The 26,561-nt window shown below is 46.5% G+C and carries 29 protein-coding genes and 1 tRNA gene; 21 read left to right on the top strand and 9 right to left on the bottom strand.

Going from position 1 to position 26,561, the window contains the following annotated elements; translation table 11 throughout:
* Positions 1–7: 7 nt before the first annotated feature.
* From ACYVGO_RS17250 to ACYVGO_RS17220, 7 genes are all read left to right on the top strand, one after another.
* Positions 8–1,159 carry a fatty acid desaturase family protein gene (locus ACYVGO_RS17250; RefSeq protein ID WP_460970326.1) on the top strand — a complete coding sequence of 384 codons (1,152 nt, stop codon included), beginning with the start codon at positions 8–10 and terminating at the stop codon, positions 1,157–1,159.
* 73 nt (positions 1,160–1,232) lie between these two features.
* On the top strand, positions 1,233–2,135 hold the full coding sequence (locus ACYVGO_RS17245) for an SAM-dependent methyltransferase (RefSeq protein WP_142772454.1): 903 nt from the start codon (positions 1,233–1,235) through the stop codon (positions 2,133–2,135).
* 184 nt (positions 2,136–2,319) lie between these two features.
* Positions 2,320–3,216, top strand: a complete 897-nt coding sequence (locus ACYVGO_RS17240; protein ID WP_142772453.1) for a transglutaminase family protein — start codon at positions 2,320–2,322, stop codon at positions 3,214–3,216.
* 461 nt (positions 3,217–3,677) lie between these two features.
* Entirely contained in the window at positions 3,678–3,863 is a 186-nt protein-coding gene (locus tag ACYVGO_RS17235) for a hypothetical protein (protein WP_142772452.1), read from the top strand.
* Between the two features lie 39 nt (positions 3,864–3,902).
* A complete protein-coding gene (locus tag ACYVGO_RS17230; protein WP_142772451.1) occupies positions 3,903–4,118 on the top strand; it encodes a hypothetical protein in 216 nt (71 codons plus the stop codon).
* Positions 4,119–4,206: 88 nt separating this feature from the next.
* The gene (locus ACYVGO_RS17225; protein WP_168207782.1) at positions 4,207–4,359 is read left to right on the top strand and encodes a hypothetical protein; all 153 of its coding nucleotides are present in this window, start codon (positions 4,207–4,209) and stop codon (positions 4,357–4,359) included.
* 17 nt (positions 4,360–4,376) lie between these two features.
* Positions 4,377–4,862 (top strand): hypothetical protein, encoded by a 486-nt coding sequence (locus tag ACYVGO_RS17220; RefSeq protein ID WP_142772450.1) that lies wholly within the window; start codon positions 4,377–4,379, stop codon positions 4,860–4,862.
* A gap of 58 nt (positions 4,863–4,920) precedes the next feature.
* On the opposite strand, the gene tig is transcribed toward ACYVGO_RS17220, so the two are convergent.
* Together tig and ACYVGO_RS17210 are read right to left on the bottom strand one after the other, a co-directional pair.
* On the bottom strand, positions 4,921–6,276 hold the full coding sequence (tig, locus tag ACYVGO_RS17215) for a trigger factor (RefSeq protein WP_460970325.1): 1,356 nt from the start codon (positions 6,274–6,276) through the stop codon (positions 4,921–4,923).
* A gap of 110 nt (positions 6,277–6,386) precedes the next feature.
* Positions 6,387–6,468: transfer RNA gene (locus tag ACYVGO_RS17210), tRNA-Leu, on the bottom strand.
* A gap of 244 nt (positions 6,469–6,712) precedes the next feature.
* On the opposite strand from ACYVGO_RS17210, the gene ACYVGO_RS17205 reads away from it, so the two are divergent.
* The 7 genes from ACYVGO_RS17205 to ACYVGO_RS17175 all read left to right on the top strand — a co-directional run bounded on the left by ACYVGO_RS17205 (position 6,713) and on the right by ACYVGO_RS17175 (position 12,843).
* Positions 6,713–8,983 (top strand): RelA/SpoT family protein, encoded by a 2,271-nt coding sequence (locus tag ACYVGO_RS17205; protein WP_142772448.1) that lies wholly within the window; start codon positions 6,713–6,715, stop codon positions 8,981–8,983.
* Between the two features lie 143 nt (positions 8,984–9,126).
* A complete protein-coding gene (locus ACYVGO_RS17200) occupies positions 9,127–9,636 on the top strand; it encodes a Fur family transcriptional regulator (protein ID WP_142772447.1) in 510 nt (169 codons plus the stop codon).
* A gap of 129 nt (positions 9,637–9,765) precedes the next feature.
* Positions 9,766–9,996, top strand: coding sequence for a hypothetical protein (locus ACYVGO_RS17195; RefSeq protein WP_460970324.1), 231 nt, complete (start codon positions 9,766–9,768; stop codon positions 9,994–9,996).
* A complete protein-coding gene (locus tag ACYVGO_RS17190; RefSeq protein WP_460970323.1) occupies positions 9,983–10,381 on the top strand; it encodes an HNH endonuclease in 399 nt (132 codons plus the stop codon). Before ACYVGO_RS17195 ends, ACYVGO_RS17190 begins: the two co-directional genes overlap by 14 nt.
* Positions 10,382–10,392: 11 nt before the next feature.
* Positions 10,393–11,679: an adenylosuccinate synthase gene (locus ACYVGO_RS17185; protein WP_142772445.1), complete on the top strand. Its 1,287-nt coding sequence runs from the start codon at positions 10,393–10,395 to the stop codon at positions 11,677–11,679.
* A gap of 126 nt (positions 11,680–11,805) precedes the next feature.
* Positions 11,806–12,024, top strand: coding sequence for a YgaP-like transmembrane domain (locus ACYVGO_RS17180; RefSeq protein ID WP_142772444.1), 219 nt, complete (start codon positions 11,806–11,808; stop codon positions 12,022–12,024).
* Between the two features lie 93 nt (positions 12,025–12,117).
* Positions 12,118–12,843 carry a hypothetical protein gene (locus tag ACYVGO_RS17175; protein WP_460970322.1) on the top strand — a complete coding sequence of 242 codons (726 nt, stop codon included), beginning with the start codon at positions 12,118–12,120 and terminating at the stop codon, positions 12,841–12,843.
* Between the two features lie 8 nt (positions 12,844–12,851).
* On the opposite strand, the gene ACYVGO_RS17170 is transcribed toward ACYVGO_RS17175, so the two are convergent.
* A complete protein-coding gene (locus ACYVGO_RS17170) occupies positions 12,852–13,286 on the bottom strand; it encodes a DUF3592 domain-containing protein (RefSeq protein ID WP_460970321.1) in 435 nt (144 codons plus the stop codon).
* Positions 13,287–13,568: 282 nt separating this feature from the next.
* On the opposite strand from ACYVGO_RS17170, the gene ACYVGO_RS17165 reads away from it, so the two are divergent.
* On the top strand, positions 13,569–14,654 hold the full coding sequence (locus tag ACYVGO_RS17165) for a hypothetical protein (protein ID WP_460970320.1): 1,086 nt from the start codon (positions 13,569–13,571) through the stop codon (positions 14,652–14,654).
* 58 nt (positions 14,655–14,712) lie between these two features.
* Positions 14,713–16,092, top strand: a complete 1,380-nt coding sequence (locus ACYVGO_RS17160; protein WP_460970319.1) for an AAA family ATPase — start codon at positions 14,713–14,715, stop codon at positions 16,090–16,092.
* A 72-nt stretch (positions 16,093–16,164) separates the two neighbouring features.
* Here the strand turns inward: ACYVGO_RS17160 and ACYVGO_RS17155 are convergent, their stop codons facing one another.
* Positions 16,165–16,704: a GNAT family N-acetyltransferase gene (locus ACYVGO_RS17155; RefSeq protein ID WP_460970318.1), complete on the bottom strand. Its 540-nt coding sequence runs from the start codon at positions 16,702–16,704 to the stop codon at positions 16,165–16,167.
* A gap of 237 nt (positions 16,705–16,941) precedes the next feature.
* On the opposite strand from ACYVGO_RS17155, the gene ACYVGO_RS17150 reads away from it, so the two are divergent.
* Positions 16,942–17,433 carry a GtrA family protein gene (locus tag ACYVGO_RS17150; RefSeq protein ID WP_460970317.1) on the top strand — a complete coding sequence of 164 codons (492 nt, stop codon included), beginning with the start codon at positions 16,942–16,944 and terminating at the stop codon, positions 17,431–17,433.
* A gap of 170 nt (positions 17,434–17,603) precedes the next feature.
* Here the strand turns inward: ACYVGO_RS17150 and chrA are convergent, their stop codons facing one another.
* The 5 genes from chrA to ACYVGO_RS17125 all read right to left on the bottom strand — a co-directional run bounded on the left by chrA (position 17,604) and on the right by ACYVGO_RS17125 (position 21,837).
* On the bottom strand, positions 17,604–18,806 hold the full coding sequence (chrA, locus tag ACYVGO_RS17145; RefSeq protein ID WP_142772437.1) for a chromate efflux transporter: 1,203 nt from the start codon (positions 18,804–18,806) through the stop codon (positions 17,604–17,606).
* Between the two features lie 90 nt (positions 18,807–18,896).
* On the bottom strand, positions 18,897–19,856 hold the full coding sequence (locus ACYVGO_RS17140) for an isopenicillin N synthase family dioxygenase (protein WP_460970316.1): 960 nt from the start codon (positions 19,854–19,856) through the stop codon (positions 18,897–18,899).
* A gap of 124 nt (positions 19,857–19,980) precedes the next feature.
* A complete protein-coding gene (locus ACYVGO_RS17135; RefSeq protein ID WP_142772435.1) occupies positions 19,981–20,676 on the bottom strand; it encodes a superoxide dismutase in 696 nt (231 codons plus the stop codon).
* Positions 20,677–20,850: 174 nt separating this feature from the next.
* On the bottom strand, positions 20,851–21,462 hold the full coding sequence (recR, locus tag ACYVGO_RS17130) for a recombination mediator RecR (RefSeq protein ID WP_142772434.1): 612 nt from the start codon (positions 21,460–21,462) through the stop codon (positions 20,851–20,853).
* An 84-nt stretch (positions 21,463–21,546) separates the two neighbouring features.
* Positions 21,547–21,837 carry an ATP-dependent Clp protease adaptor ClpS gene (locus tag ACYVGO_RS17125; RefSeq protein WP_142772433.1) on the bottom strand — a complete coding sequence of 97 codons (291 nt, stop codon included), beginning with the start codon at positions 21,835–21,837 and terminating at the stop codon, positions 21,547–21,549.
* 113 nt (positions 21,838–21,950) lie between these two features.
* On the opposite strand from ACYVGO_RS17125, the gene ACYVGO_RS17120 reads away from it, so the two are divergent.
* From ACYVGO_RS17120 to ACYVGO_RS17105, 4 genes are all read left to right on the top strand, one after another.
* On the top strand, positions 21,951–23,414 hold the full coding sequence (locus ACYVGO_RS17120; protein WP_142772432.1) for a sodium:solute symporter: 1,464 nt from the start codon (positions 21,951–21,953) through the stop codon (positions 23,412–23,414).
* Positions 23,415–23,561: 147 nt separating this feature from the next.
* Positions 23,562–25,460, top strand: a complete 1,899-nt coding sequence (locus tag ACYVGO_RS17115; RefSeq protein ID WP_460970315.1) for a redoxin domain-containing protein — start codon at positions 23,562–23,564, stop codon at positions 25,458–25,460.
* A gap of 177 nt (positions 25,461–25,637) precedes the next feature.
* A complete protein-coding gene (locus tag ACYVGO_RS17110) occupies positions 25,638–25,997 on the top strand; it encodes a cupin domain-containing protein (protein ID WP_460970314.1) in 360 nt (119 codons plus the stop codon).
* A gap of 15 nt (positions 25,998–26,012) precedes the next feature.
* On the top strand, positions 26,013–26,516 hold the full coding sequence (locus tag ACYVGO_RS17105; RefSeq protein ID WP_460970313.1) for a GNAT family N-acetyltransferase: 504 nt from the start codon (positions 26,013–26,015) through the stop codon (positions 26,514–26,516).
* Positions 26,517–26,561: the final 45 nt, after the last annotated feature.

Here is a 26,561-nt window from a genome sequence, read left to right as displayed (position 1 = left end):
TTTATTGATGCGAACCCCATTAAAATTTAAGGATACAAGTCGATCACAATTCTATGCAACCGTTCGTAAACGAGTTGATACTTATTTTAGCGAAAGAGCCCTTTCGCCACATGCTAATGGGGCAATGTGGGCAAAGGCGAGTTTCTTTTTAATTGGGTATGCCCTGCTCTATGGCTTAATTATATCGAACCAGTTTGGTACCTTGCCCATGCTGGGGATGGCCATTGTACTAGGCATGTTTGCTGCGTTCATTGGCTTTAACATCTCACATGATGGCTTACATGGTGCTTTTTCTGCCCATAGCGGAGTCAATCGGGTGTTAGGTAATAGCTTTTATCTGCTGGGCGCAAATCCCTACATCTGGAAAATTACCCATAACGTTGTTCACCATACGTACACAAATATTCCGGGTCATGATGAAGACATTGAGCTCGCACCAGGACTGGTTCGTTTAGACCCACAGGAAGAGGTTCGTCCCTGGCATCGCTATCAGCAGTGGTATACCTTTCCATTATATGCATTAGCCTCCCTATCATGGGTATTTCGAAAAGATTTCGTTAAATTTTTCAAGAGTCAGATTGGTCACCACGACAATTCATGCCATCCCCGAAGCGAGTACATCAAGCTATTCGTTTCCAAAGCCATTTATTACTTCTTTTTTCTGGTTCTCCCCTTCTTAGTACTTGATTTGGCCTGGTGGCAAATTCTGATTGGTTTTGTGTTGATGCACCTGGCCGAAGGCTTAGTGTTAGGCCTTGTTTTTCAGTTAGCTCATGCCGTTGAAGGCACTGATTTCCCGCTGCCCAATGAACAGGGTGACATCCTGAACGCCTGGGCTATCCACCAGATGCACACAACAGCCAACTTCGCCCCCGATAGTGCGATGGCGGCTTTTCTGTGTGGCGGGTTAAATCGTCAGATTGAACACCATTTGTTTCCTAAGGTTTGCCATATTCATTATCCGGTTATTTCAACCATCGTTAAGGATACTGCTCATGAATTTGGACTTCCTTATCTGGAAAATCGAAGCTTCGGTTCGGCTCTGGCATCGCACTTCCGCCTTTTACGCCAATTGGGTCGTCAGACCGATTCGCTGCCCGTAGAGGTGAAGCCGATGGCCCGTAAAAACCCTGCTACCAAACCAGTTCTATCCAGTTAAACGATAGGCCTCTTTTGCATTTAATTGCCCCCCTTTCTTAACTCACCTTGTACTCAAAATTTCTCCTCGTTTTATGGCCTCCCAACAAGACCTTGATTTCACGTACACAACTATTGATAAAATTTTTCGCCTGAGCGTAGGAGAAACTGGTGATTATAGCGGGGCTATGTATAATGGCGATTTTTCGCTAACGCTCGAACAAGCTCAGCGCCAGAAACATACTTTTATTGCTGATAGCCTACGTGTAGGTAAAGGAACACGAATACTCGACATGGGTTGTGGCTGGGGACCTTTCTTAACCTTTGTGAAGCAACGTGGGGCCATCGGACGTGGCGTAACCCTTTCTAAAGGCCAGGCTGAAGCCTGCCGGGCCAATGGGCTGGAGGTTGATATAAAAGATTGCCGATTGATTACGCCAGCCGATTATGGTACGTTCGATGCAGTAAGCTGTATTGGCGGGATGGAGCACTTCTGTTCCGTTGAGCAATATCAGGCGGGTCAGCAGGATCAGGTGTACGCCGATTTTTTCACGAAACTCAACGATCTGCTACCTGTTGGTGGTCGTTTCTATATGCAGACCATGGTGTTCGGAAAAAATATGATTCCGTTTGAGGAAATCAGCTTGGACGCCCCCAAAGAATCGCCTTCCTATGCCTTGGCGCTGATGATTGCCCAGTTTCCGGGTTCATGGCTACCGTACGGTCCTGAACAGGTCATTCGGAACGCCAAGCCGTATTTTAAGCTCGTATCGCAAAGCAGCGGCCGACTCGATTATATTGAAACCATTGGCCAGTGGCGCAAGCGATTCCGGGCTTTCAACCTAAAGAAGTACTTCCTCTATGCTTCGCTGCTACCGAAATTATTGACAAATAAACCATTTCAGGATCTGATCGCGGTGTTCAGGGTAAGCCCAAACCGGGTTTGTTTCCAGAATGAGACGATGGAACATTACCGGCTGGTGTTTGAAAAAGTATAAGACGTTAGGCAGAATCGAACTATGTTTTTGTGTGACTCCAAAGGAGTCACATGTTTATAGAAAGGCCAAGTTTTCTATAAACATCTGACCCGACGGGGTCACACCAGGCAATAAATGATATAATCTAATTCTGCGTGATTGCTTACGTATCCTGGCAAATTTAGATTCACTTACTCAAATCATTATGGCCGTTCGTGTCGCTATTCACCACCATACTCAGTACGATTACGATCGGACAGTTCATCTGTCACCTCATTTCATCCGACTTAAACCCGCAGCGCATTGTCCGGCAATAATTGAATCCTATTCGTTGACCGTTCAGCCAGCCAATCATGTAATTCACTGGCAACAAGATCCGTTTGGCAACTTTATCGCTCGTGTCGATTTCTGGGAACCCATGCAACTGATGTCTATTGATGTGGACATCGTTGCAAGACTAGAGCCGGTAAATCCCTTCGATTTTTTCCTGGATACATACGCAGAATCGTTTCCTTTTGACTACGAAGCGCAGTTAAAAAAAGACCTTATACCCTATCTGGAGGTTGACGAGCCAGGCCCTGCTTTATCCAGATGGTTACAGCAGGTCGATCAAACCAAACAGAATACGATCAGCTTCCTGATTAAACTGAACCAACAGGTTAATCAGGATATTGCGTATAGCACCCGAATGGAACCTGGTGTTCAAACACCCGAGGAGACCTTAACTTTAGCCATTGGCTCCTGCCGTGATTCAGGCTGGTTAGTTGTCCAGATTTTGCGGCATCTGGGTCTGGCAGCCCGCTTTGTTTCTGGTTATCTGGCACAGGTCAGGATGGAGAAGACGGATGAGAATGATTCAGCTAATCCCGAGGAACGAAACTCACTTGCTTTACACGCTTGGACAGAAGTATTTATACCTGGTGCCGGCTGGATTGGTCTTGACCCAACGTCTGGCATGTTAGCCACTGAAGGTCATATTCCGCTAGCCTGTACCTCTACGCCAGCTGCGGCAGCCCCGTTAACTGGCACTACCGATCTCTGCGAAACAACGTTTACCTATTCCAATACCTTGACGCACCTTCCAGATGAGCAGTCTGTATAAGAATAAGTATTTCAGCTATTTATAATCATTTTGGTCGTAAACGTGTTGATAGATTACAACCCTTGTTGTGCGCTTGTTTAAAGGCAGTAAAATGCCGTTGATAATGGATGAATACCCAAATACAGTCAGCACCAAGCACAGCCTGCGCACCTCATTGAAAACCTCTCCGCTACTTCCCCCAACGGCATTAAGAGCACCTTACGTCATTTACCAATCAACTTCAGATACACGGATTGGTATTGATGTTGTCCCGTCAATTTTGCCCATCCTTTCCAACAGTTCACCCAATATATTTTTTCAAAATCATCTTGGCCATGGCTAACGATCAGCCTAAAAAAGTGGCAACTAAAGAGCCTAAAGCACAGGGTACGCCTAGTGCCTACGTATGAACAGCGCGAATCGACTTCAGTCCTGAATTCGTTATCCGCCAACGTCTCTTCAAAAGATAAAAAATAAGCAACATGAATACTACGCCAAAGTTAACCGCTCAGGAACGTCAGCGAGCGGCCCATCAACTAGTCGAAGCTAGTAAGAAGCCTTATATTGCCCGTGGATTGTCCCGAGCCGTCCTGTATTTAACCGACGAACAAGCGGCTAAACGGGATGACCTGATTCCTCAATTTGGGCAGTTACCCACGGCGCATTAAGTACATCGACAGCGCATTTACCCTGTTAATCAAGTCAACATGACAATTATTTTTAATTACCTGTTTACGCAAACCAGAGACGGTTTTATAACCCGAGTTCCAGTTCGTATTCAGGCAGGAGGCTTGTTGGAGAAAGGGATAAACCTGGATACTTTCAATTTAAATGGCGTTGATCTGCATCAATGGATGGGCAAAAGCTTAGACGTTGATATTGAAGGTGGCATTTATTCCATCAGTGGATTGGCTGACCAATAAAGCCACAGATAGAAATTGGTTTTAGCGATTTCTACAACCCAACTTACCCAATTCACGATTACCCAAACCAGCCAATAGCTACAAAAAAATGGTTCAAAAACTCATTAGCAACTTCGTTAGGATGATTCAACAGATTGGTTGGGGTGATTTGTCCGACCGGACGTTTCGCCCAGTCATTATCCAGGATCACAGACCCGACAAATCCATCAGGACAGGTCTGATTCAGGACCGACGCCCGTAATCAAATACCCTTATCCTATGAATACATCAACTAGTTTATACACGGCTGATCAGATTAAGCAACGGCTAAATCGGGCACATCAGCTTCTTGAGTCTTCCTTATTCGATCCAACTTCACTCGATACGGGTTCCTGGAAAGTAGCTTTTGCCGAACTAATCATGGTCAGCGACGAGTTGCTGAATCAATCGCAGCAGTTAGGCCACCGAATCGATTTTTATGAGGGTGTAGGCGTATCCGGCAAGATTCAGGATATCACCTCATTAGTAGAATGGATGCGTGCCTGTTTACCAGTGTCCATTGCCGATTTGGCCGGGCAGTTAACTACGCAACGCTTGAATCGTTACTTTAATCAGGGGACCGGCTATTTTGCCAATGGGTCTTTTTTCACCGGCGAGTTTGACAATGAGCTCGCTCTATTTATCGACGATCAGCGAATCTATTTAAAACGACAGCTTGGTCGGGCCATTCAGGAAGCCGAGCCCTATTTACTCCATCTGAATTAAATATAAAGAGGCCCGATCTGAAAAGACCGGGCCTCTTTTATTACAGTACGAGAATCAACTACCGGTTCTCAACCAGTGCCTTAAACTCGTCGACACTGATCTCCTGCGATACAATAGTTAGTTGTGTTTTGGCATAACCAATTACTTTATCGTCAAATACCCGATTGAAGGTACTGGTATAATTCTGACCATTGTTCTTTTCGTCCATTAGGTAGTTACGGGCGATGCGGTCAATGGTTTTGTTCATCTCCTCATCTTCGCTACCGGCAAAACCGAACTGCTCACGTACCATTTGACGGGTAGCATTCAGCACTTCTTCAAATTCAACTTTGATGTCGGCTTTGTCAGCAATTTTATTTTTGATGAGCTGTAGTTTAACCGACTTCGTAAAGTCGTCGTACTGCTCGTCAATTTGCTCAGGGGTGAACTTCCCTTCATTTACTTCCATCAACCAGTTTTTCAGGAACTCGTCAGGTAGCAAAATTGGGGTATTTTCGATCAATGATTTCTCGATATCTAAACGCAACAGCTGATCCGATTCACGGCTATAGTTGCTCCGAATAATTTCGGCCACTTTCGTGCGGAATTGTTCTTCATTTTCAACAGCACCTACGCCCAGCACTTTATCAAAAAACTCCTGATTCAGTTCGGCAGGCTCATGACGGGTAATGTCGTCAATGGCAAAGGTGAACTCACCAGTTAATTCAGCAGCCTCTTCTTTTTTCACACCGGTAGCGTTAGCACGGGATTTCTCATCCGGGAATGCTTGCTCCAGTACAAACGTAACAACGTCACCTTTTTTCTTACCCACAAACTGACCTTTGGCATCTTCTGCCATCTGGTTCATCGGGAATGCAGTCTTGGCCGAAAATAATTCACCTTCGCCAGTTGTCTGCTTCAGTTCGCCATAAATGGTATCGCCATCACCAACTTCCTCTCCATGTGCATGCGCGTGGAAACGCTCCTGTAAATCAGCAATGGTTGAATCTATTTCGGCTTCGCCCGCCTGAATTTCGTAGTTTGTTACACTTGGCAGATCGCTGAAATCAATATCGAATTCCGAAGCCAGACCCAGTGTATAACTGAACGCAAAATCGGTTTGGTTGTCCCAGTCGATAGCATCCGCTTCATCGCGATTTGGAACGGGATCGCCTACAACCTGCAATTTATTTTCGCGGATATAGTCACTAACCGTCTTGCTGAGCATAGAATTGATCTCATCGACCAGAATGCTTTTACCGTACATCTTTTGCACGAGCGAAGCGGGTACGTGGCCAGGACGGAATCCCTTTAACTGAACCTTACGACCGTAGTCTTTCAGTTTCTTATCAACTTCTGGCTTGTAGTCGGCTGGAGTTAGGGTAATCTTCAGCGAAGCATTGGTATCGCTGGCTTTTTCGAGGGTAATATCCACGTTTGTATCGGTTTAAAATGGTGAATGAGCGAATGAGAGATTGAGCGAATGTTAGTCAATGCGACAAATTACAATTCACTCATTCACTCAATCACTCATTCAAAACTTTGTACGGGCGGAGGGACTCGAACCCCCATGCCTTGCGGCACCAGATCCTAAGTCTGGCACGTCTACCAATTTCGCCACGCCCGCAGGTAGCCGTCAATGAACAACGTAGAATGAATAATGTACAGTGGCTGTACAACCCTTATTCATCATGCATTTTACATTATGCACTGGTTTCGGAGTGCAAAAGTACGAAAGTTTTTCAACTCTCCAAGGAATTTTATAGAAGGTTTTATTTTTAGCTCATCTTGGCTCTATTTTCGATTATTATTTTGTTATCTTGGTAGTACGAGTACAACCGACGGGTAATGCCCAACCAAAGACACCACCTATGATGAATGCAGTCGAACATCGACCTGGCGCTGAACCCACAATTGATTTAGAACTGGAACGACAGGAAATCCTGAAACGCTACCGGCGGCTATTGCGGGCGGCAAAACCAATGCTGAAGGGGGATGACGCCAAGCTGATTAAAAAGGCGTTCAATACCTCAGCCGAGGCTCACAAGAACATGCGTCGTCGGTCAGGAGAGCCCTATATCTACCATCCACTGGCTGTTGCACAGATTGCTGTAGAAGAAATTGGCTTAGGCACCACCAGTATCGTTGCCGCTCTCCTCCACGATGTTGTTGAAGATACAGATACTACGATTGCCGATATTGACCGGGCATTTGGACCCAAAGTAGCTCGGATTATTGACGGACTGACCAAGATTTCGGGCTTTTTTGAATACGGCTCCTCACAGCAGGCTGAAAACTTCCGAAAGATGCTGCTGACGCTGTCAGACGACGTCCGAGTGATTCTGATTAAGCTTGCTGACCGGCTCCACAATATGCGAACGCTGGACTCCATGCCCCGCGATAAGCAATTGAAAATTGCCTCCGAAACGATTTACATCTATGCGCCATTGGCACACCGCCTGGGTCTGTACACGATTAAATCGGAGCTGGAAGATCTGTATCTGAAGCATGTTGAGCCGGAGGCCTACAAGGACATTGCCAAAAAATTACGCGAGACCCGACTTGCCCGCGACCGATTTATTGGTCGCTTTATCGAACCAATTGAGAAAGACCTTGCCGAAACAGGTATTAAATACGTCATTAAAGGTCGGCCAAAGTCCATTTACTCAATCTGGACCAAGCTTAACAAATCGAAAAAGCCCTTCGAGGAAATTTACGATCTGTTCGCAGTCCGTATTATTCTGGATGTTCCACCCGAAGAAGAAAAAGCCGCTTGCTGGCGAGCCTATTCCATCGTAACGGACCACTACAAACCCAACCCCGACCGCCTGAAAGACTGGATCAGTACGCCACGTACCAATGGCTATGAGTCGTTACACACAACGGTTATGAGTCGTTTGGGGCAATGGGTTGAAGTTCAGATTCGGACCGAGCGGATGAATGACATTGCCGAGAAAGGGTACGCGGCCCACTGGAAATACAAAGGCAATGATACGCAGACCGGTGCCGGTATTGAAGCCTGGATTAGTCAGGTTCGTGACATGATCGAGTCGGCGGGCAGTGGCGACAAAAAAGCAGCCATTGAGTTCGTTGACGATTTTCGAAGCAATCTATACAGTGAAGAAGTCTTCGTCTTTACACCCAAAGGTGATCTTCAGGTATTGCAACGCGGAGCCACGGCACTTGATTTTGCCTTTGATATTCATACCCAGATTGGGGCTCGGTGTATGGCGGCCAAGGTTAACAATACCCTGGTACCGCTAAGTTACGTCCTGCAAAATGGTGATCAGGTAGAGGTCATTACCTCAAACCGGCAAAAACCAAACGAAGACTGGCTTCGGTTTGTCGTTACCTCAAAGGCCAAGACCAAGATCAAAGACCTAATTAAGGAGGAGAATAAGCGCTACGTGACCGATGGCCGTGAGCTGGTCAACAAAAAGTTACGCTTACTTCGAATTGAGATGACCAACGAGGTGATCAACCAGTTACGGGCTTATTTCGGCTCTAAAACAACGGATGATTTCTTTTATCGGGTTGGAAAAGGTCATATCGATGTTGCTGAACTTAAGAAATTCAAGTCCGATAAGGAAGCCAAAGAAAACCGTACTAATAAGCTCAATACCGATGCCTTGCCTGACGCCAAGGCATTTGTCAAAGAACTTAAGAAAATTCACGGCGAACGGGCCGACGCCGATATGCTCCTCATTGGTGAGGACATGGATAAGATCGACTACACGCTGTCAAAATGTTGCAACCCCATTTCGGGCGACGACGTGTTTGGGTTTGTTACGATTAACGAAGGCATTAAAATTCACCGGGTTACCTGTCCGAACGCCGTCGAGCTGATGTCGAATCATGGCAACCGGATTATCAAGGCTAAATGGACATCCCAGAAAGAACTGGCGTTTCTGGCGGGCCTTCGCATTACCGGTACTGACCGTGTTGGCTTAATCAACGATGTGACCCGGGTTATTAGTAACGAGTTGCATATCAACATGCGCTCCGTCGCCATTGATTCAAAAGACGGTATTTTTGAAGGCAACATTCGACTCTACGTCCACGATACGGGCCACCTCGAAATTCTGATGCATAAACTTGAGCGCGTCCAGGGCGTGTTTGAAGTTGTGCGATTCGACTCTTAATGAGACAGTTTGAAATTTATAGTTTGAAGTTGACTGAAACAAGGCCTGATGATTAGGCCAGTGTGAACAAACTTCGAACATCAAACTATAAACTTCAAACCATAAACATCTACCTTTGTACTTTCACTTAATCGGAACCGGATATGCCTGCGCCGACACAAACGAATTTAGAGGCAGCCCAAATGATTTTTCGGGCTTACCTCGAACGAAAAGGCCTGCGAAAGACGCCTGAACGTTTTGCCATTCTTGAAGAGATTTATAATCGGCAAGACCACTTCGATGTGGATGAGTTGTATATCTCCATGAAGAATAAGAAGTATCGGGTTAGTCGGGCAACAGTCTATAACACCTTAGACGTGTTGGTTGACTGTGACTTAGTGACCAAGCACCAGTTTGGCCGAAATCTGGCCCAGTACGAAAAATCATATGGTTTCCGTCAGCACGATCACCTGATATGCACCGACTGCCATAAAGTAATGGAATTCTGTGACCCACGCGTTCAGAACATTCAGAACATGGTTGGCGATATGTTGAAATTCAACGTTATGCACCACTCTCTGATTTTCTACGGCTCCTGCGCACGCGATTTCTGTGAGAACAAAAAGGAAGGTCAGCAAGAGACCCAGGCTGTAGGCATGGTGATGGAAGAGTAATTTTCAGGTATAATATATGATGTCTACTATATTATACATACCTCAGTATGCCGCTTGTCCAACTGAATATCTACTGGGGCATAGCAGCGTCCTTAACTGATAAGTTAGTACTAACAACTGGTAAATAAGATGAATCCATATTCAACCCTGGTTGATTTCATGCTGACACATATAAAGCCAGAAGACGTTCTTCAATTTAGGGCTTCGGAAGATATGCATGACTATTTTTATCTGCTGTTGGATAAAGAAAAAAATGGTACAGCTACTCAGGAGGAAATAGAGACTATCAACGACTTTATGAATGTAGAGCATATTATGCGATTAGCCAAAGCGAAAGCAAAGGAATATGCCCACCAATAATGTACCCGTTTCGGCTACTGCACGCAAACGTGTTGCTCAACGAGCGGTCTACACCTGTGAATATTGTCTTGCTCAGGATGAGGGGTCATTTATAGGATTCGAAGTAGACCATATTATTAGCCGTAAACACAATGGCTCAAATGAAGAAAGTAATCTGGCATATGCTTGTCCAGACTGCAATCGGAATAAAGGGACTGATATTGCATCCATTGACTGGAATAACCAGGAGATTGTGCGCTTTTTCAACCCCAGAACTGATATTTGGGCTGAGCATTTTAGGTTATCCGGCGGTTTTATTGAACCACTAACGGTGGTTGGGAAAGTGACCGTCGATATCTTTCGGTTCAATGACAAGGTGAGATTGCCCGACAGGGGCCTTTTTTAATTTATTCAAGAATGATCGATGTTTTATTAGGCCTCCAGTGGGGCGACGAAGGTAAAGGTAAAATTGTGGACGTACTGGCTCCACAATATCAGGTTGTAGCCCGTTTTCAGGGGGGGCCAAATGCTGGACACACCCTCGAATTCAATGGACTGAAACACGTACTACACCAGATTCCGTCCGGTATTTTTCGCGACGATATTCTCAACATCATTGGCAATGGCGTAGTGCTCGACCCGATTGTGTTTAAAAAAGAAATCGACGGGCTGGCGAAATACAACCTTTCCTTAACACAGAATCTACAGATTTCCCGTAAGGCTTCTATTATTCTGCCAACCCATAGACTCCTGGATGCCGCTTACGAACAGGCAAAAGGTGAGTCGAAAATTGGCTCAACCCTGCGCGGAATTGGTCCAACCTATCAGGATAAAGTGGCCCGCCTGGGTCTGCGCGTAGGCGATGTTGAGTCGCCAAACTTTCGGGCAAAGTATGATAAACTGGTAGCCATTCACAAAGTAATTCTGGAGCAGAACAACTTCGATTATGCGTCGGTACTGCCCCAGTCAGAAGCTGAGTTTTTTGGCGCAGTCGAGTTCATGAAGCAGTTCCAATTAACGGATAGTGAATACGCCGTTAATGATGCCATACAAAGTGGCAGGAAGATTCTGGCCGAAGGTGCTCAGGGTTCACTGCTCGATATCGACTTCGGTTCGTACCCATTTGTAACCTCCTCCAGCACGATGACAGCCGGAGCCTGCACGGGTCTGGGCGTAGCTCCTCGTCAGATTGGCGAAGTTTATGGTATTTTCAAAGCCTACTGCACCCGCGTAGGAAGTGGCCCCTTCCCTACCGAACTCTCCGATGAAACGGGTGAGCGTATCCGGGCAGAAGGTCGCGAATTTGGTGCCACAACGGGTCGTCCGCGTCGGTGCGGCTGGCTCGACCTGCCTGCGCTGAAGTATGCCATTATGATTAATGGGGTAACCCAGTTGGTCATGATGAAGGTGGATGTATTGAATATCTTCGACGAAATTAAGGTATGTACCCACTACCAACTTCCAGATGGCACCACTACGGAACAAATGCCATATGATCTCTGTGATACGGATGTGACGCCTATTTACCAATCGTTCAAAGGCTGGCAGGCCGACCTAACGAATATCCGTTCGTTCGAAGATGTACCCGCTGAGTTGGCCACGTACGTTTACTTCCTGGAAGATACGTTGGGCTTACCGATCAATTTTATCTCAACCAGCCCCGATCGCGAAGCCATTATTCATCGTCGGGCCGTAATTGCCTAAGCACGCCGATTAATTATACACAAAAAGAGCACTCGTATACACGAGTGCTCTTTTTGTGTAAATACCCTGGTAATCAAAATATTATACGTATGTTTACCTACCGACCTCTTGTAACTGCCTTCATGTATGCTATTCAAAAAAAATGTCAGTTTTGTTGACCAGCTTGTGCGAGCTATTTTAATTGTAGACTTGCTTGTCCCTTGTCTGCTGGGGCTTTTGCCTACCCTGGTTGTTTATCTCTTTAGTACGCTCTCGTTCATTCTCGCCATTGGCTGTGTAACGCGCTACTGCTTCATTTACGACTTGTTCAAGTTTTCGACCCGGGAGAATCAAGTTAGCGTCTAGGTAATCCAACGATCCAGTAGTTACGATCCCCCGGTTTATTGCGAAATTGGGGCGGCTTTTTTGCGTATTTTTGGCGAACAATCAGCCTGAGCCATGTCAGCAAAGAATTTTTACCACACGTTATATCAGACTGACTCGATTTACCGGCTGCCTAACGAATCGTGGGCGGTAAGTAGTCAAGTATTGGAAGAGCCACCGGTGACCGATAAGGCTATTTATTTACACCTGGAAGAGGCTACTACGTCTGATTTATTAACGGAATTAGACGCGTTGACGGCTAACTCTGTTAAGGTTATTGAGCCCGTATTAGCTGACATCACCCAAGTTCCACCCGTGTTAATTACACCCGTACCAGAATCTGTCGTTCTAATTCACACACCGGAACCGTTACCCGAACCCGCTCCCCGACCAACTACGCCTGCCATCGTGCCACCTATTCAGCAAGCCAGGTTGCCACAACTCAATCATAAGGTTCTCCTACTGGCCGATGAAGAGCTGGACCCCAGTAATTTGTTGTTTTTAGAGAAAATTCTGAAAGCTGTCAATCTGAATATTGAAGGCGTTGATTTGCTCAATTTGCATGGTGTTCGGGATATGGATTTCCCGGAGTTGCTACGTGGCAAGTACATCAATCACTTTATTACCTTTGGCGTGCCGTTTGAGCGGATTAACCTCGACATTATGATGGATCGGTATTCGCCGGTCCGGTTTGAAGGTATTACCTTTCTAATGGCCGATTCCTTACCAACGATTGAAGCCGATCAAAATTTAAAGAAGCGGCTCTGGGGTGCCCTACAGCGTATATTTCTGCAACGGTAATCTCTATACTATCGAGTAAACAGCCATTTCCAGATGGCAACCGTAGACTCTGGAACGCTCCAAATCGATAAGAGCAGAAACACAGCTCCCATGCCACCCATAATATACACCATCAGATAGTCACCATCCAGTTGGACGTTTTCTGGCTTGGCCGGATCATAATACAGCGTTACTTCATCGCCAATCTCATAAGCGGGTGGATTTCTACCTTCCGAACTGTGGAATACTAACTCGCGCCCATCACGAATATGATAGCGTATGGAAGGCGCCATCGGATACTCACGTGGTTTCATTCGATGCATATCAATGACAACACCTTTGGTGGCAACGCCATGCTGAACCAACTGTTGATGGCTGTAATAGAGATAATAGGCAATACTTATAAACAGGACTCCTATCAGAAAAAAAATGAAGATAAACAGGTCACCAGCCGGGAACTTCATGATTAACGATGGGTTTAATCAGGACAGCTTTGATTGAGAATTACAGCACGAAACTACCAATCAATACGAAGTGGAACTAAGGAGAATAAATAACTGGTGGAATCGAGCAAACAGTCTACCATATTTTCCCTTCAGGAAGTAAATCAACGTTAAACTCCTGACAGAAATATTCTCCATCCATCACTTGTTACTTGCATCAATGGGGTACTATTCGCGTATTTACGCCCGTTTTCGCTTTAACAACCTGTTCCGGCGGACTAATTCTCTTTCGGATTTCGATAAATGACGCTTACCAACCAACTCCGTTCTTTTTTCACTCGTACGACTTCATTTCCTGCGCCAACGGCTTCGATAGAGGCTCCTCTTGCCAGAGTGGTACTCCAACCTCCTGGTTTACGGGAGCAATCGTCCTCTGAACCATTACCTTCAGTGCTTTCCCCTTTTCTTACAAGAACAGACCCTCTTCCAACTTGGCTGGCTGATGAAGAAAGCCTCCGGGATGAGGGTGTACTGTTCGGACTTTCGGATGCCCGTCCGGATGGTAAACTGGCTCAGATTCGGGCGTATTTTGGTCAGCAATCCGCCCCTCTCGACGAGCAAATTGAGCAGCATACCGAAAAAATCGGTGAACTCAATTTGTTTATCGAGCAACGTGAGAATCGAATTATAACCCTTCGTAACCAGATCGGCGATCTGCACGATACGCAGCCTGTTGCTAACAATCTGGTTCGGCATGTGGTCAGTCTGGCTTTATCAGTCGTATTGTGCATTGGGAACTTCTATCTGATTGACGAAACACTGCGCCCCGTTTTTGCCAATCGGTGGATTGCCGTTGGCGTATTTATAGCCGGGATGTTCAATTTGTTTGGCCGAACATCGTTCTTTTATGAAACAGATACCCGATTAACTGGCCGACGATTGGTAGAAGAGCTTAGTTTACCGCTAGCCACAGCCATTTTTGTGCTGGTGCAGGCATTACACTCTCAAGCTGTTGGGCAGGCCATTGGCTTGTTTGTTTTTGTATTCTTCCTGTTCTTACTGGCGGGAAAACTAGTTTTAAGCACACTGACGTCACTACAAACGGACGTTTCCGGTATTCAGAGTAACCACCGGCTCACTATCAATAAATTGCAGAATCTACCCCGATGGGAAGCCGATATTGAGCGCCTAAGCCAGGAAATTGATAGCATTCGGGCACAGAAGTGGCCCATTGTAACAACCCTGAATCACCTCCAGGCCGAGATGACCCGTTTGAACACTCAACGCGATGGGCTTGTTAATCTATTTATCAGTGAGTTTGAACTCGCCCGTAGCCTACGAAACCGGCTTACGGAACAACAACGGAAATCAATGATGAATTATGAATGATGAATTTTACACTATTGCTTTTCATTCATAATTCATCATTTATAATTTATCATTGATTATGGAGCCAACTAACAACCCCGACTTTCAGCATGGCTACACCAGTGGTGTGGAAGGTGTAAACCGGGAAACATACGAAGGATATCTATCCAGTCAGATCAATACGGACTGGCTTTCTGAACGAATACAGGAAAAACGAACCGAACTGGCCAATACCGAACGTAAGCTAAGCGAAACCACTGAAGCCAATCGAACGGCCTTTGCCGATTTGCAGGCGCATACGGTACAGGTTGAACGCTTAGCCAAGCAGATCAGTCAACGGGAAGCCGACCGGCAGGTCTTAGAAGCCGACCGGGACCAACTGCGCGAACGTCGAACCAAAGCCTCGCCCGATTATTCATTGCTTGCCGGACTGCTGTTTCTGATAGCCGGTATTTCATTTCTGGCGGGTGATTTGATCATCTCACACGAGATCGTGGCTTACGCGCTGAACATCCGCAACACCAATGAGGCCTGGGCATTTGCCGTCGGTCTGGCCATGGTGTCGATTTTGTTAAAGCCCGCTTATGACCGACTTATTGAGCAGCCATACAAGGAAGATCCCGTAAAAAACGGGCGAAAATACGGTCGCTTTAAGATGGCATTAGCCGTTTTTTCAGTATTGACATTAGCAGTGCTGGGCTGGTTCCGATATGAAGCGTATCGGACAGATCAGCTTAAATCAGCCATTAATAAATCGGTGCGGCAGCTTCAGTTGAATACCGATCCAACCGCTGCCACACAAACGCTCAGTTCATCAACGCTCAACCAAATCGAGAAACAACTTAACGAATCGAGCGAGTTAAATCTGGCGTTGGTCAATAGTCCCTGGGCACTTTTATCGTTCGTACTCAGCGGTATTTTGTTTGCGTTGGCCGGAGCTGTCTGCCTGGGCATTGCCTTACCCGTATTGTCCGCGTTCTGGTTCAGATGGTTGCAGGCCGATATAAAACTCTGGAAACTACGTCGTCGATTGAAGCGCCTGGACAAAGAAATTGCTCCCCTCGAAACGCAATTAGCCGATCAACTGACACAGCAAAATGTGTTGCAGCATAACCTAGACTTATTACCCAATCTCGCCGAACTAAAAGAAGAACGGCAATCCATCCTAGCTGACCTCAACGAGTTTCTGGCCGAACTAAAACTGGCCCAAACCGACAGTCGTATCAGTAATTTCAATGATGGGTATGGACAGGGAGAGGCTACACGTACTGGCCTCAGCGACGAAGAACAACGTCAGCTACGGAAAGAAATGCTCTCGCTTCACAATAATGGCCGCAAACGAGTTGATGAACCCCGCATAACTGGTAATGGGACTCCACCAACCAACGGTACGAATGGAAAACCACAGGGATTACGTCCTTACCAGACGGTTCGAAAATTTCTGTCGGACGAATTGTAAGGTATAAGTTCTCGGAGAATCCTGGACGACGCCACAAGAATCTTGTTTAGTTAAGACAAGAATTTCGTTTAGTTAAGCAGTAGCTGGTTGCCACTCAAAGCATAGCTTTTCGGCGTCATCACTAATGATCTGGTTGAAGCCATTTTTGGCAAGTACACCAATTGATGCCTGGTTATTGGGTAGCGTACGCGCAATGATTCGCTTTACACCTGCCTGTTGTTTTGCATGATCAACAAGTCTTGCCACTAATTCAGTAGCAATTCCCTGCCGTCGCCACTCGCTTGAAACCGAATAACCAATTTCGACGGTCCCTTCGGTATCAGGTGGCCCAAAATACCCTCCACTGGCCACTAATGTAGCGGGTGTTGTGGGGGTTGGATACGTAACGACATACCAGGCGTACCAACCCGTTGCTTCCAGACCTCCGATCAGCAGTTGATCCAGAAAGAACTCAATGGCTCCCTGGTCATACTCACCGGGTGGCCAATCTGATGGAATGTCTACATTGAGTGCCTTTGCTAATTGCTGGTTACTGACTAATTCAGCTCGTAACAAAGCTGGGGAAGCGGCAACGAATAGCAGTCGAGGTGAAAAGAGAAGTAGTGAATTCATCCACTAAGCTACTACTTTTACGAATACACATTAAAATTTCAAAAGCAACGCGTACAGCAACGGAGAAATGGGGCGAAAATCGTATTTGTACCTTGACGGAGACATATCAACAAATACCTATCAACTAAATGTAGGCGGGCGTAACAAATTGATTTCGGAGGGGATCTGGTATGTCTAAATGCAAGACTTCCAGGGCAAGCATTTCCCTTAACTTTCTTCTCCTCTTAACACATTTTTATGGCCAGTGAGCTTTTTAACCGTAAAGATATTTTAGCTTATTTTATTGTTGCTGCCATAGGCGCTTCGTTGCAATTAATAGCGGGTAGTTTACTTCAGGATTGGTTTCTAATCAGTTATCAGGAAGCCTTATTAATTGGGTACGTAATTGCATTTCTGGTTGGTTTCTTTCTAACCAAGCTTTTCGCCTTTAATGCGAAGAACTCGGCTAAAACCCAGCGTGAAGCCATCAAATTTACGCTGGTCTCTCTACTCTCCTGCCTGATTACTGTGTATGGGGCATCCTTCCTTTATGACTATTCAATGGCAACCTGCGGCCCACAGACCTTTACCATTCCCTTTTCGGTAAAGGAGGTTCACCTGAACAAATTTATATCGCAGATTGTAGGAATGGGGCTCAGTTTTTTGAGTAATTATATCCTACACAAACGATTCACATTTGCGAATACCGGTTTTTATGAAAAGCTGAAAGCATTACTGAATTTGCAATAAGTAATTAAACAAAATTAGTAACCACAGAGGCACGGAGAACACAGAGATTAATAAACGAATAGTTAATTTAATCTCTGTGTTCTCCGTGCCTCTGTGGTTAAAATCTGATCTTAGCTGATGGTAGTACTTAGCTGGTTAACAAGAAGCGTTTAACCTATGGGTTCGCTTTTTTACAAAACTATCCCCGCCAGCAAACCTCCCAGGATCAGGACGTAAGGCGGAATCTTCGTATATAATAACAGTCCTATTGTGAGCACAACAATGGCAACAGAAGGCCAGTGAGTAGCCATTGGCTCAAAAAGGGCGATGGCCGCTGCCGCTGTCAGCCCTGTACTGGCGGCATTGATTCCCCCCAGTGAAGCCCGCACGACACGGTAGCGTTTGAGTTGTCCCCAAAACCGGTACACAAAGAAGATAAGAAAAGTACCCGGAAGAAAAATTCCAGCTGTAGACACTAAGCCACCCCATAGTTGACCATGAATACCGGCATCGCGCATAGATAGTGCCCCAATGTAGGAGGCAAAGGCAAACACAGGCCCAGGGACCGCCTGCACTAGCCCAAGCCCCGACAAAAATTCCTCACGAGTCAGATAGTGTTTAAAGGCCACAAACTCATTATACAGCATAGGTGTTAGCACTTGCCCTCCCCCAAACACAAAGCTCCCGTTCCGATAAAAGTTTTCGAACAACCGAACCGGCAGCGAGTGGGTAATAGCCCCCATTCCGGCAGCGAGAATAAATACCCCGAACCACAGAAAAAAATTAGCCCACTGCACACGCAGGGGCTGTTTTTCCATTCTTGCTTGTTTTTGATAGGCCAGTGCTGTGGTAAGCCCACCTACCGCAATAACAATGGGGGTCATAACGGGCGATCGGAACATATAGCCGACCAAAGCCGCAGTAAGCGCCAGCAACAGGCTTATTTTATCCTGAATGACTTTCTGCCCAATCCGATATCCGGCAACCACCATGAACCCAACGGCCATTGGCTGAATAAAACGGGCAAACTGAAGGGAGAGATTATGCCGTTCGAGGTAAAAAATCCCGATTCCAGCCGCTGTCATGATGGATACGGCAGGAAGTATCCAGATAATCAGCGTTAGATACGCTAAATTCGGCCCACCAATTTTAAACCCAAGAGCCGTAATCGTTTGCGTAGAGGTTGGGCCGGGTAATACTTGACCCAGCGCATTTAACTCAAGCAACTCTTCCTCCGTCAGGTACCGTCTTTTCTGCACCAAACGGTCGTAAAACATGGCCAGATGCACCTGAGGACCACCAAACGTCGTGAGGGCAAGAATCAGCACATCTTTCAGAAAGATGATGTAGCGAATTCGTCGCACGGGTTGGGTAGTCGTTAGGTAGGGCAGCATAAGGGATGTCATTAAGCGTCATTCATCGTCATTAGACGTCATTCATTTAATGGAAACGCTCAACAAATGACGTCTAATGACGATAAATGACTATTTCTTCTTCAATCCTAACTCCATTAAGCGCTCGTCCAGGAATTCACCCGCCGTCATATCAACGTAAATTTTGGGGTGTTGGGCGTCAATGCAACTTTCCAGACTGGTGAGATCCATATCGGCACGGGGATGCATGAAAAACGGAATCGAGTACCGGGACTGATTCATTTTTTCGCGAGGTGGATTCACGACCTGATGAATCGTCGATTTCAATTTGTGATTCGTGAGTCGGTCCAGCATATCACCTACGTTTACAACGACTTGATCGGGCAGGGCGGTAATGCCAATCCATTTTCCGTCACGTCGGAGCACTTCAAGTCCATCGGCCGATGCACCCATCAGCAACGTAATCAGGTTGATATCGCCATGAGCAGCGGCTCGTACGGCACCATCTGGCGTTTTATCGGGATCAAGCGGAAAATAATGCAAGGCACGCAGAATGCTGTCGCCGTTCCAGACTTTGTCGTCAAAATATGTTTCGGGCAATTCCAGATAAAGTGCAATTGCCCTTAATAGCTGCTTCCCGGCACTTTCGAGTGTCTTGTAAGCCATTACGGTTGCTTCACTAAATTCTGGGTATTCTTCCGGGAATACATTAGCGGGCATATCCCCTTCTGGCTCCGGCTGGCCAATGTGGTAAAACTCCTTCAGGTCAGCAACTTTAAATCCTTTAGCCGTTTCCTTTCCCTTACCGATGTAGCCACGCTGGCCACTTAGTTCTGGGTGTTCATATTTCTGTTTAATACTATCGGGCGATGAAAAGAAAGCCTGTGCCGAATCATAGAGTTTTTTGGTCAATTCATCGGTGAGGCCATGGTTGCGAATAGCGACAAATCCAATTTGATTAAACGCCCGGCCTAAATCCTGCACGAATTTGGCTTTGCGGTCGGGGTCACCTGAGGTGAAATCCGCCAAGTCTAATGACGGAATTTCATTGTATAATTCTTCGGTTAACATAGACGAAAACTATTTCCACAAAAATATGAATTTAGTGGAGTAAGTAAAAGTAAGTGGAGTGAGGAAAGTAATTGCATACTGCACTACTCCACCCACTCCACCTATTTTTACTTACCCCACTAAATTACGCGCCGAAATTCTTCCCTACTTTGTTCCAGTCAACCACGTTCCAGAAAGCGGTTACGTAGTCTGGCCGACGGTTCTGGTATTTCAGATAATACGCGTGCTCCCAAACGTCAAGACCCAGAACAGGGGTTCCTTTTTTCTCAGCCAGGGCCATTAGTGGATTATCCTGATTGGGCGTTGAGATGATTTCTACGTCGTTTCCATTCTTGATGAGCCACACCCATCCCGAACCAAAACGGCCAGTTGCCGCTTTGCCCCACTCCGTTTTAAAATTGTCGAACGAAGTATATTTTTTGTTAATCGCGTCGGCCAGAGCGCCTTTTGGCGCACCGCCTGCGTTAGGTCCCATAACATTCCAGAAGAAAGTGTGATTCCAGTGACCACCTGCGTTGTTACGCACGGCTGCCGGGGTGCTCGTGGTTACACTTTTCACCAGTGCGTCAATGTCCATCTTCGCCATATCGGTTCCGGCAACAGCCTTGTTCAGATTGTCAACGTACGCTTTATGGTGTTTACCATGGTGGATTTCCATGGTCATTTTATCGATATGCGGCTCAAGTGCACCAGCGTCGTAAGGCAGCGGAGCCAGTTTGAATGGACCTTCTGCCTGAGCAGGAGCTAAACCAAAAGAACGGAAAGCTATCAGGCTGGCCGATGTACCAAATGCCAGTTTCAAAAACTCGGAGCGATTCATGCGAATGATTGGTTTTGGGAGAAAACAAAAGCGTCTGCGACCTAGGTCTGTTAATCAAAACCCTACAAATGGGCGAATGTTCAACGAATCGGGCTCGCAGACCAAGGTCGTGGACACAAAGAAAGGAGATTTTCCTATGCAAACAGCATCTATGTGTGCTGCCAGGGAAAGAGACTACTCATACACAATCCGGCTCAGAATACTCCGGCCAAGAGTTACTTCGTCGGCATATTCAAGATCGCCCCCGATAGGAATACCACGGGCAATGGTGGAAATTTTGAGGTTAAACGGCTTGAGCTTTTTTTGTAGATAAAAAGCCGTTGTATCGCCTTCCATTGTGGGGCTGATCGCCAGAATAATTTCGCGTACCTGCTCACTTTCCGAACCGCGAAGCCGGGTTATGAGCGAGTCGATTTGCAAATCACTCGGGCCAATGCCTTCTACGGGTGAAATAATGCCTCCCAGTACATGATACAGGCCTTTGTACTGTGCGGTATTTTCAATAGCCAGCACATCACGGGTATCTTCAACCACGCAGATCAACGATTGGTCGCGTTTGTGGCTGGCACAAATGGTACACAAATCATGGTCGGAGAGGTTGTGGCACTTCTGGCAGTATTTAACCTTCGTGCGCATGGCCGTTAGACTTTGGGCCAGCAGTTCAGTTTGGTCTTCGTCACGTTTTAACAGATGCAGTACCAGCCGGAGCGCGGTCTTCTTTCCAATTCCTGGCAGTTTCGACACCTCGTTAACCGCGTCTTCTATAAGTTTGGAGGGGTATTCCAAGAGTTTGTTGTTTAATGAATAATGTATAATGAGTAATGAATAATGAGCTCAATCATTCTACATTACTCATTATACATTGTACATTCAATTTAGAACTTCAGCAGAGATACCACGCCGGCAGATCTCGTTACGCATGGGTACGAGCTCTTCCCACGAACCGTTTTTAACCGCACATTTGCCTTTGTAGTGAATTAGCAGGGTGCATTGTTCAGCCTGTTCGGGCGTGTGTTCACAAACATCGATCAATGTATCAATGACATGATCGAACGTATTGACCTCGTCATTGAAAACCACGAGGTTATGAACGTCGGTTTCAACTACTTCATCGAGTACATCTACATGGGTCGACCAGTCGTTTTCTTCAAAAGGTTGCATGGGATCGAAAAGCGTGTTTACTTAGCAAATTTACGGAAAAACGAGCAGTTTTGAAAACTGTTATCCCGCTTTAAGAAAACCCCATTCTGGCCTGAAAAGTTGCCGTATTCTTCATGAACACCACCCTCGCTTTAGTGATTTTAGTAGCTTATTTCGGGATGCTGATTGCCGTTTCCTTTTACACCGCCCGAGGAGCTGATACCAATGCTTTTTTTACCGCTAACCGGCAGTCGCCCTGGTGGTTAGTTGCCTTTGGCATGATTGGCACCTCGTTGTCGGGGGTTACCTTTATTTCGGTACCGGGAGCTGTGGGCAAAATTGGCTTCTCGTACTTTCAGGTTGTACTGGGCTATATTGTTGGGTATTTTGTGATCGGTTCGGTACTGATGCCGCTTTATTACCGACTGAACCTGATTTCCATTTATGGCTATCTCGAAAAACGCTTCGGTTTCTGGTCGTATAAAGCCGGGGCTGGCTTCTTTTTGCTCGCCCGAACGGTTGGCTCAGCCGTCCGGCTTTATGTAGCCGCCGGGGTTTTACAGATCGCACTCTTTAATGCATTAGGCGTGCCGTTCGAAGTGTCGGTCTTTATTACCATTGGATTGATCTGGATTTATACCTTCAAAGGGGGTGTTAAAACCATTATCGTGACGGATACACTCCAGACCGTCTTTCTAGTCACAGCAGTGGTATTGACGATTGTTTTGATCTCTCAGGAGCTGGGTTTATCCTTCGGAGGATTAATCCAAACTGTTAAAGCCAGCCCCATGTCGCAGGTATTTTATTGGGATGCCAATGATCCGAAGAACTTCTTCAAACAGTTTATTTCAGGCGCATTCATTGCTATTGTAATGACGGGTCTGGACCAGGATCTGATGCAGAAAAATCTGACCTGCAAAAACATTGGCGAAGCGCAGAAGAATATGTTCTGGTTTACGATAACACTGGTTTTCGTCAACTTTCTGTTTCTCTCGCTCGGTGTCCTGTTATACGTTTTTGCCCAGCGCGAAGGCATTGAAATTCCAGCCCGTACCGACGATTTGTACCCCTTACTGGCGCTGAATCACCTCGGTCTGGTCGTTGCTATTACCTTCCTGCTGGGTATTACAGCGGCCACCTACGCCAGCGCCGACTCCGCCCTAACCGCCCTCACGACCTCCTTTTGCGTTGACTTCATGAATGTGGAGAAACGCCCTGAAGCCGAACGGTCGCGGATTAAACATATCGTTCATATTGGCTTTTCGGTCCTGTTTTACATTGTTATCATCGTTTTCCGACAGCTGAACAGCAAGGAGGTTATTACGGCCGTATTCGATATTGCGGGCTATACCTATGGCCCACTGCTGGGGTTATATGCGTTTGGTATTTTTAGCAAGCGTCCGGTTATGGATCGTGTTGTGCCGTTTATCTGTCTGGTATCGCCCGTGCTTACATACATTGTTAACGAAAATTCCGCGGCCTGGTTTGGGGGGTATCAGTTTGGCTTTGAGCGATTGCTGCTCAATGGGTTGTTTACATTCCTGGGCCTTTGGGCCGTATCGAAGCCGGTGTCAAAAGAAGAGCCAGTTGCGGTTTAACCGTATTAAGCAGAACTATATAAAAATTTTAACCACAGAGACGCAGAGAACAAAGAGTGAAAATTACCTAATTACCAATCTATTTTAACTCTGTATTCTCTGTGTCTCTGTGGTTAGTTTCAAGTCAATTTTGACGCCAAATTCGTTATGAACAGCAAGGTTTTCTTAACTTTCACCCTCCTGGTTATTGCGTTGTCATTCGCTCAGGCCCAATTCTGTTTCTCGCCCGAACGACCTCAGATTGGTCAAATCGTATCGTTTACGTACAGCCCGCAAACGACGCCCCTGGCTAAAGATAGCCTGCTTGAGGGTCGGTTTGTACGATATGGAGTACCTAGTAGGATGTACATTAGCCAGCCGGCAACAGCTACGCTGGTGCGGCAAGGTAATGACTATATTGGTGAAGTCTTTATTCCCAAAAAAGATGTAACCGGGATCATGTTGTTTTTCCGAAACAGTAAGACCCCCCAACACACCGATCTTAATAACGGGCAGTTCTACGTCATTCCGGTTTGTGATGAGTCTGGCCGAATCGTGCCGCACGTTACAGGTGGGCAGGCATCCGTATTTACGCGCAGTCATTTCATGAATGAAACGAACTTCCGTCCTGATCCGAACTGGATTGTTACACTATATGAACACGAACTGGTACAGAATCCTGAGTTGCGCCCTCTATACTGGTCCGATCATTTAGCAGCTCTGATCAAACAGAAGAAACCTGGTTATGGCCCAAAAGTCAAAGCAGCAATCGAATCGTATCTGGCCTCCCGCCCTAACCCAACGCTCACCGAATTGACCGATGCCACCAGGCTGTATGAAAGTATGGGCGATTTCCAGAAAGTTAATGCCCTGCGCGAACGTCTGAAAACAGTGGAACCGGCGGGTTCGCTCGTACAGAAAGACCGGGCCATTGCTATCCGGGCCGAAACTAACTGGGCTCGCCAGAAAGCTGCCTACGAAGCCTTCGTCCGTGAATTCCCTATCTCCCCCCACCTGCTCGATCTGTCGGTGATTATGACCAATGGCTATTTCAAGAACAATGATATTCGGGGGTTAGTCGAGTTTGTGGATCAACTGCCCGTAGCTCAAACGGATGTGCTGGTACTCAATACGATCGCGTTTCAATTAGCTGACGAACGGCGGTCACTCCCTGAAGCCGAGCAGTTGGTCAAACGGGGGTTAACCGTTCTGAAAACTCAGTCTAAGCCCAGAACGATTGCGGGCAATTGGGATACTGAAAAGCAAAGTCGTCAGCGGCAGTTAATGAACACCTACGCCCGTGCGCTTGAACAACAGGGCAAATACGCGGATGCTTATACGGCTTATCAGGAGGTTGTCTCGATCAACGATGTTGAGAACAGTGACCCGCGCACCAATGAACGTTACTTCCAGTGCGCCCTGCGGACGAACCATGTTGCTGATGTGCTTCCGGTAGTTGAAGCCATTGTACAGGTAGACAGAGCGACTACGGGTCTAAAAACCGCCCTACGCGACTGGTACGCCAAACAAGCCGGAAATACACCCGCTAAAGCCGATGCGTATCTGGCCGATCTGGAAGCCGATACAAAGGCCGATCAACGCGATGAACTTCAGCAAAAACTCATTAATGAACCGGCTCCTGCCTTTGCACTCAACGATCTACTGGGGCGTACCATTTCTTCGTCGGCATTTAAAGGAAAGGTGATTGTGTTGGATTTCTGGGCTACCTGGTGCGGGCCTTGTATTGCGTCATTCCCGGCTATGCAACAAGCGCAATCCCGCTTTCAAAACGACCCCAATGTTCGGTTTCTATTCGTGAACACCCGCGAGGGTGGTCCTGTACAACGGGTGCATAATTTCATGGAAAAGCATCCCTACAATTTTGTGGTTCCCCTCGACGGTCAGCAAAAAGTGGCTAATGCCTACAAAGTTCAGGGTATTCCCACAAAGGTGGTCATTGGCCCAAACGGCCGCGTTCGCTATCGGCAAATCGGTTTCTCGGGCGATCCCGAAGCGACAGTCAACGAGTTGACGCTGGTGGTTGAAATGTTGAAAGAGGGGAAGTAAGTGGCAATATTATTAAACCCAGAGACACGGAGGCCACAAAGAATTATATCGCTGGTGTGACCCCGATGGGGTCAGATATGTATAGAAAATGATTTTTTTATAATCATTTGACTCCGATGGGGTCAAATGGTGACGAATGATTAATCTGATTTTGTGTGTTCTAATTCCCATAAATTGATGACCGGAAATTCTATTCACATCATCTCCACTCAAAATGCGGAGCACTATACCTGGGGAGATGGCTGCGATGGCTGGCATTTAGTGAAGTCAGATTCAGTAAGCATCATTCAGGAACGCATGCCCCCTGGCACGGCAGAAGTGAAGCATTACCATGAACGCTCGCATCAGTTTTTCTTTGTCTTATCCGGCGAAGCAACCCTGGAGATTGGCGAGAAAACCAGTAGACTAAAAGCCAATGAAGGTATTGAAATTCCACCTTTCATAGCACACCAGATGCGAAATGACTCCCCAAATGACGTTATTTTCACTGTGACCTCAACGCCCAAAAGCCACGGTGATCGAGTTATTGTAGAGTAAGAAACCTCATAATATATGACCATTCGCCCAGCTACCCCATCCGATATCCCAGCTTTAATAAAGCTCCTGCAACACGTGATTCCTCTTATGCACGAAGCCGGAAATTTTCAGTGGGACAATCAGTATCCGAATGAAACGGTCTTCGGACAGGACATCGCCAAGCAACAACTTTGGGTAGCAGACATCGACGGCCAACTAGCGGGAGTAGCCGCTCTGACCGAAGACCAGGAGCCCGAATACGCTCAGGTAGGCTTCGATTTGAACCAACGCGCTATTGTCACCCACCGACTGGCTGTTGATCCCAATTTTCGTGGACAGGGTGTGGCCGTTGCTTTATTGGAACAAGCCGAGAAGCTTGCTCTTGAACATGGCATTTCTTTTTTACGAATTGACACGAACTCAGAAAATCAGTCGACCCAAAAACTTTTCCCGAAACTCGGTTATCAGTATGCCGGTGAGATCACCCTTGGATTCCGGCCCGGTTTACGATTCCTGGCGTATGAGAAAAAGTTAAATTAGTAGAGTAAGTGAAGTGAGGGTCGTGAGTGAAGTTAGGCTATTAAT

It is taken from the genome of Spirosoma migulaei, assembly GCF_054776855.1.
Note: the sequence above shows the minus strand (reverse complement) of the source record. Positions and strands in the feature narration are given on the sequence as shown.

Coding starts and splice junctions, on each gene's coding strand:
- ACYVGO_RS17250 (WP_460970326.1), top strand. CDS start 8: ATGCGAACCCCATTAAAATTTAAGGATACAAGTCGATCACAATTCTAT.
- ACYVGO_RS17245 (WP_142772454.1), top strand. CDS start 1,233: ATGGCCTCCCAACAAGACCTTGATTTCACGTACACAACTATTGATAAA.
- ACYVGO_RS17240 (WP_142772453.1), top strand. CDS start 2,320: ATGGCCGTTCGTGTCGCTATTCACCACCATACTCAGTACGATTACGAT.
- ACYVGO_RS17235 (WP_142772452.1), top strand. CDS start 3,678: ATGAATACTACGCCAAAGTTAACCGCTCAGGAACGTCAGCGAGCGGCC.
- ACYVGO_RS17230 (WP_142772451.1), top strand. CDS start 3,903: ATGACAATTATTTTTAATTACCTGTTTACGCAAACCAGAGACGGTTTT.
- ACYVGO_RS17225 (WP_168207782.1), top strand. CDS start 4,207: ATGGTTCAAAAACTCATTAGCAACTTCGTTAGGATGATTCAACAGATT.
- ACYVGO_RS17220 (WP_142772450.1), top strand. CDS start 4,377: ATGAATACATCAACTAGTTTATACACGGCTGATCAGATTAAGCAACGG.
- ACYVGO_RS17205 (WP_142772448.1), top strand. CDS start 6,713: ATGATGAATGCAGTCGAACATCGACCTGGCGCTGAACCCACAATTGAT.
- ACYVGO_RS17200 (WP_142772447.1), top strand. CDS start 9,127: ATGCCTGCGCCGACACAAACGAATTTAGAGGCAGCCCAAATGATTTTT.
- ACYVGO_RS17195 (WP_460970324.1), top strand. CDS start 9,766: ATGAATCCATATTCAACCCTGGTTGATTTCATGCTGACACATATAAAG.
- ACYVGO_RS17190 (WP_460970323.1), top strand. CDS start 9,983: ATGCCCACCAATAATGTACCCGTTTCGGCTACTGCACGCAAACGTGTT.
- ACYVGO_RS17185 (WP_142772445.1), top strand. CDS start 10,393: ATGATCGATGTTTTATTAGGCCTCCAGTGGGGCGACGAAGGTAAAGGT.
- ACYVGO_RS17180 (WP_142772444.1), top strand. CDS start 11,806: ATGCTATTCAAAAAAAATGTCAGTTTTGTTGACCAGCTTGTGCGAGCT.
- ACYVGO_RS17175 (WP_460970322.1), top strand. CDS start 12,118: ATGTCAGCAAAGAATTTTTACCACACGTTATATCAGACTGACTCGATT.
- ACYVGO_RS17170 (WP_460970321.1), bottom strand. CDS start 13,286: ATGAAGTTCCCGGCTGGTGACCTGTTTATCTTCATTTTTTTTCTGATA.
- ACYVGO_RS17165 (WP_460970320.1), top strand. CDS start 13,569: ATGACGCTTACCAACCAACTCCGTTCTTTTTTCACTCGTACGACTTCA.
- ACYVGO_RS17160 (WP_460970319.1), top strand. CDS start 14,713: ATGGAGCCAACTAACAACCCCGACTTTCAGCATGGCTACACCAGTGGT.
- ACYVGO_RS17155 (WP_460970318.1), bottom strand. CDS start 16,704: ATGAATTCACTACTTCTCTTTTCACCTCGACTGCTATTCGTTGCCGCT.
- ACYVGO_RS17150 (WP_460970317.1), top strand. CDS start 16,942: ATGGCCAGTGAGCTTTTTAACCGTAAAGATATTTTAGCTTATTTTATT.
- chrA (WP_142772437.1), bottom strand. CDS start 18,806: ATGCTGCCCTACCTAACGACTACCCAACCCGTGCGACGAATTCGCTAC.
- ACYVGO_RS17140 (WP_460970316.1), bottom strand. CDS start 19,856: ATGTTAACCGAAGAATTATACAATGAAATTCCGTCATTAGACTTGGCG.
- ACYVGO_RS17135 (WP_142772435.1), bottom strand. CDS start 20,676: ATGAATCGCTCCGAGTTTTTGAAACTGGCATTTGGTACATCGGCCAGC.
- ACYVGO_RS17125 (WP_142772433.1), bottom strand. CDS start 21,837: ATGCAACCTTTTGAAGAAAACGACTGGTCGACCCATGTAGATGTACTC.
- ACYVGO_RS17120 (WP_142772432.1), top strand. CDS start 21,951: ATGAACACCACCCTCGCTTTAGTGATTTTAGTAGCTTATTTCGGGATG.
- ACYVGO_RS17115 (WP_460970315.1), top strand. CDS start 23,562: ATGAACAGCAAGGTTTTCTTAACTTTCACCCTCCTGGTTATTGCGTTG.
- ACYVGO_RS17110 (WP_460970314.1), top strand. CDS start 25,638: ATGACCGGAAATTCTATTCACATCATCTCCACTCAAAATGCGGAGCAC.
- ACYVGO_RS17105 (WP_460970313.1), top strand. CDS start 26,013: ATGACCATTCGCCCAGCTACCCCATCCGATATCCCAGCTTTAATAAAG.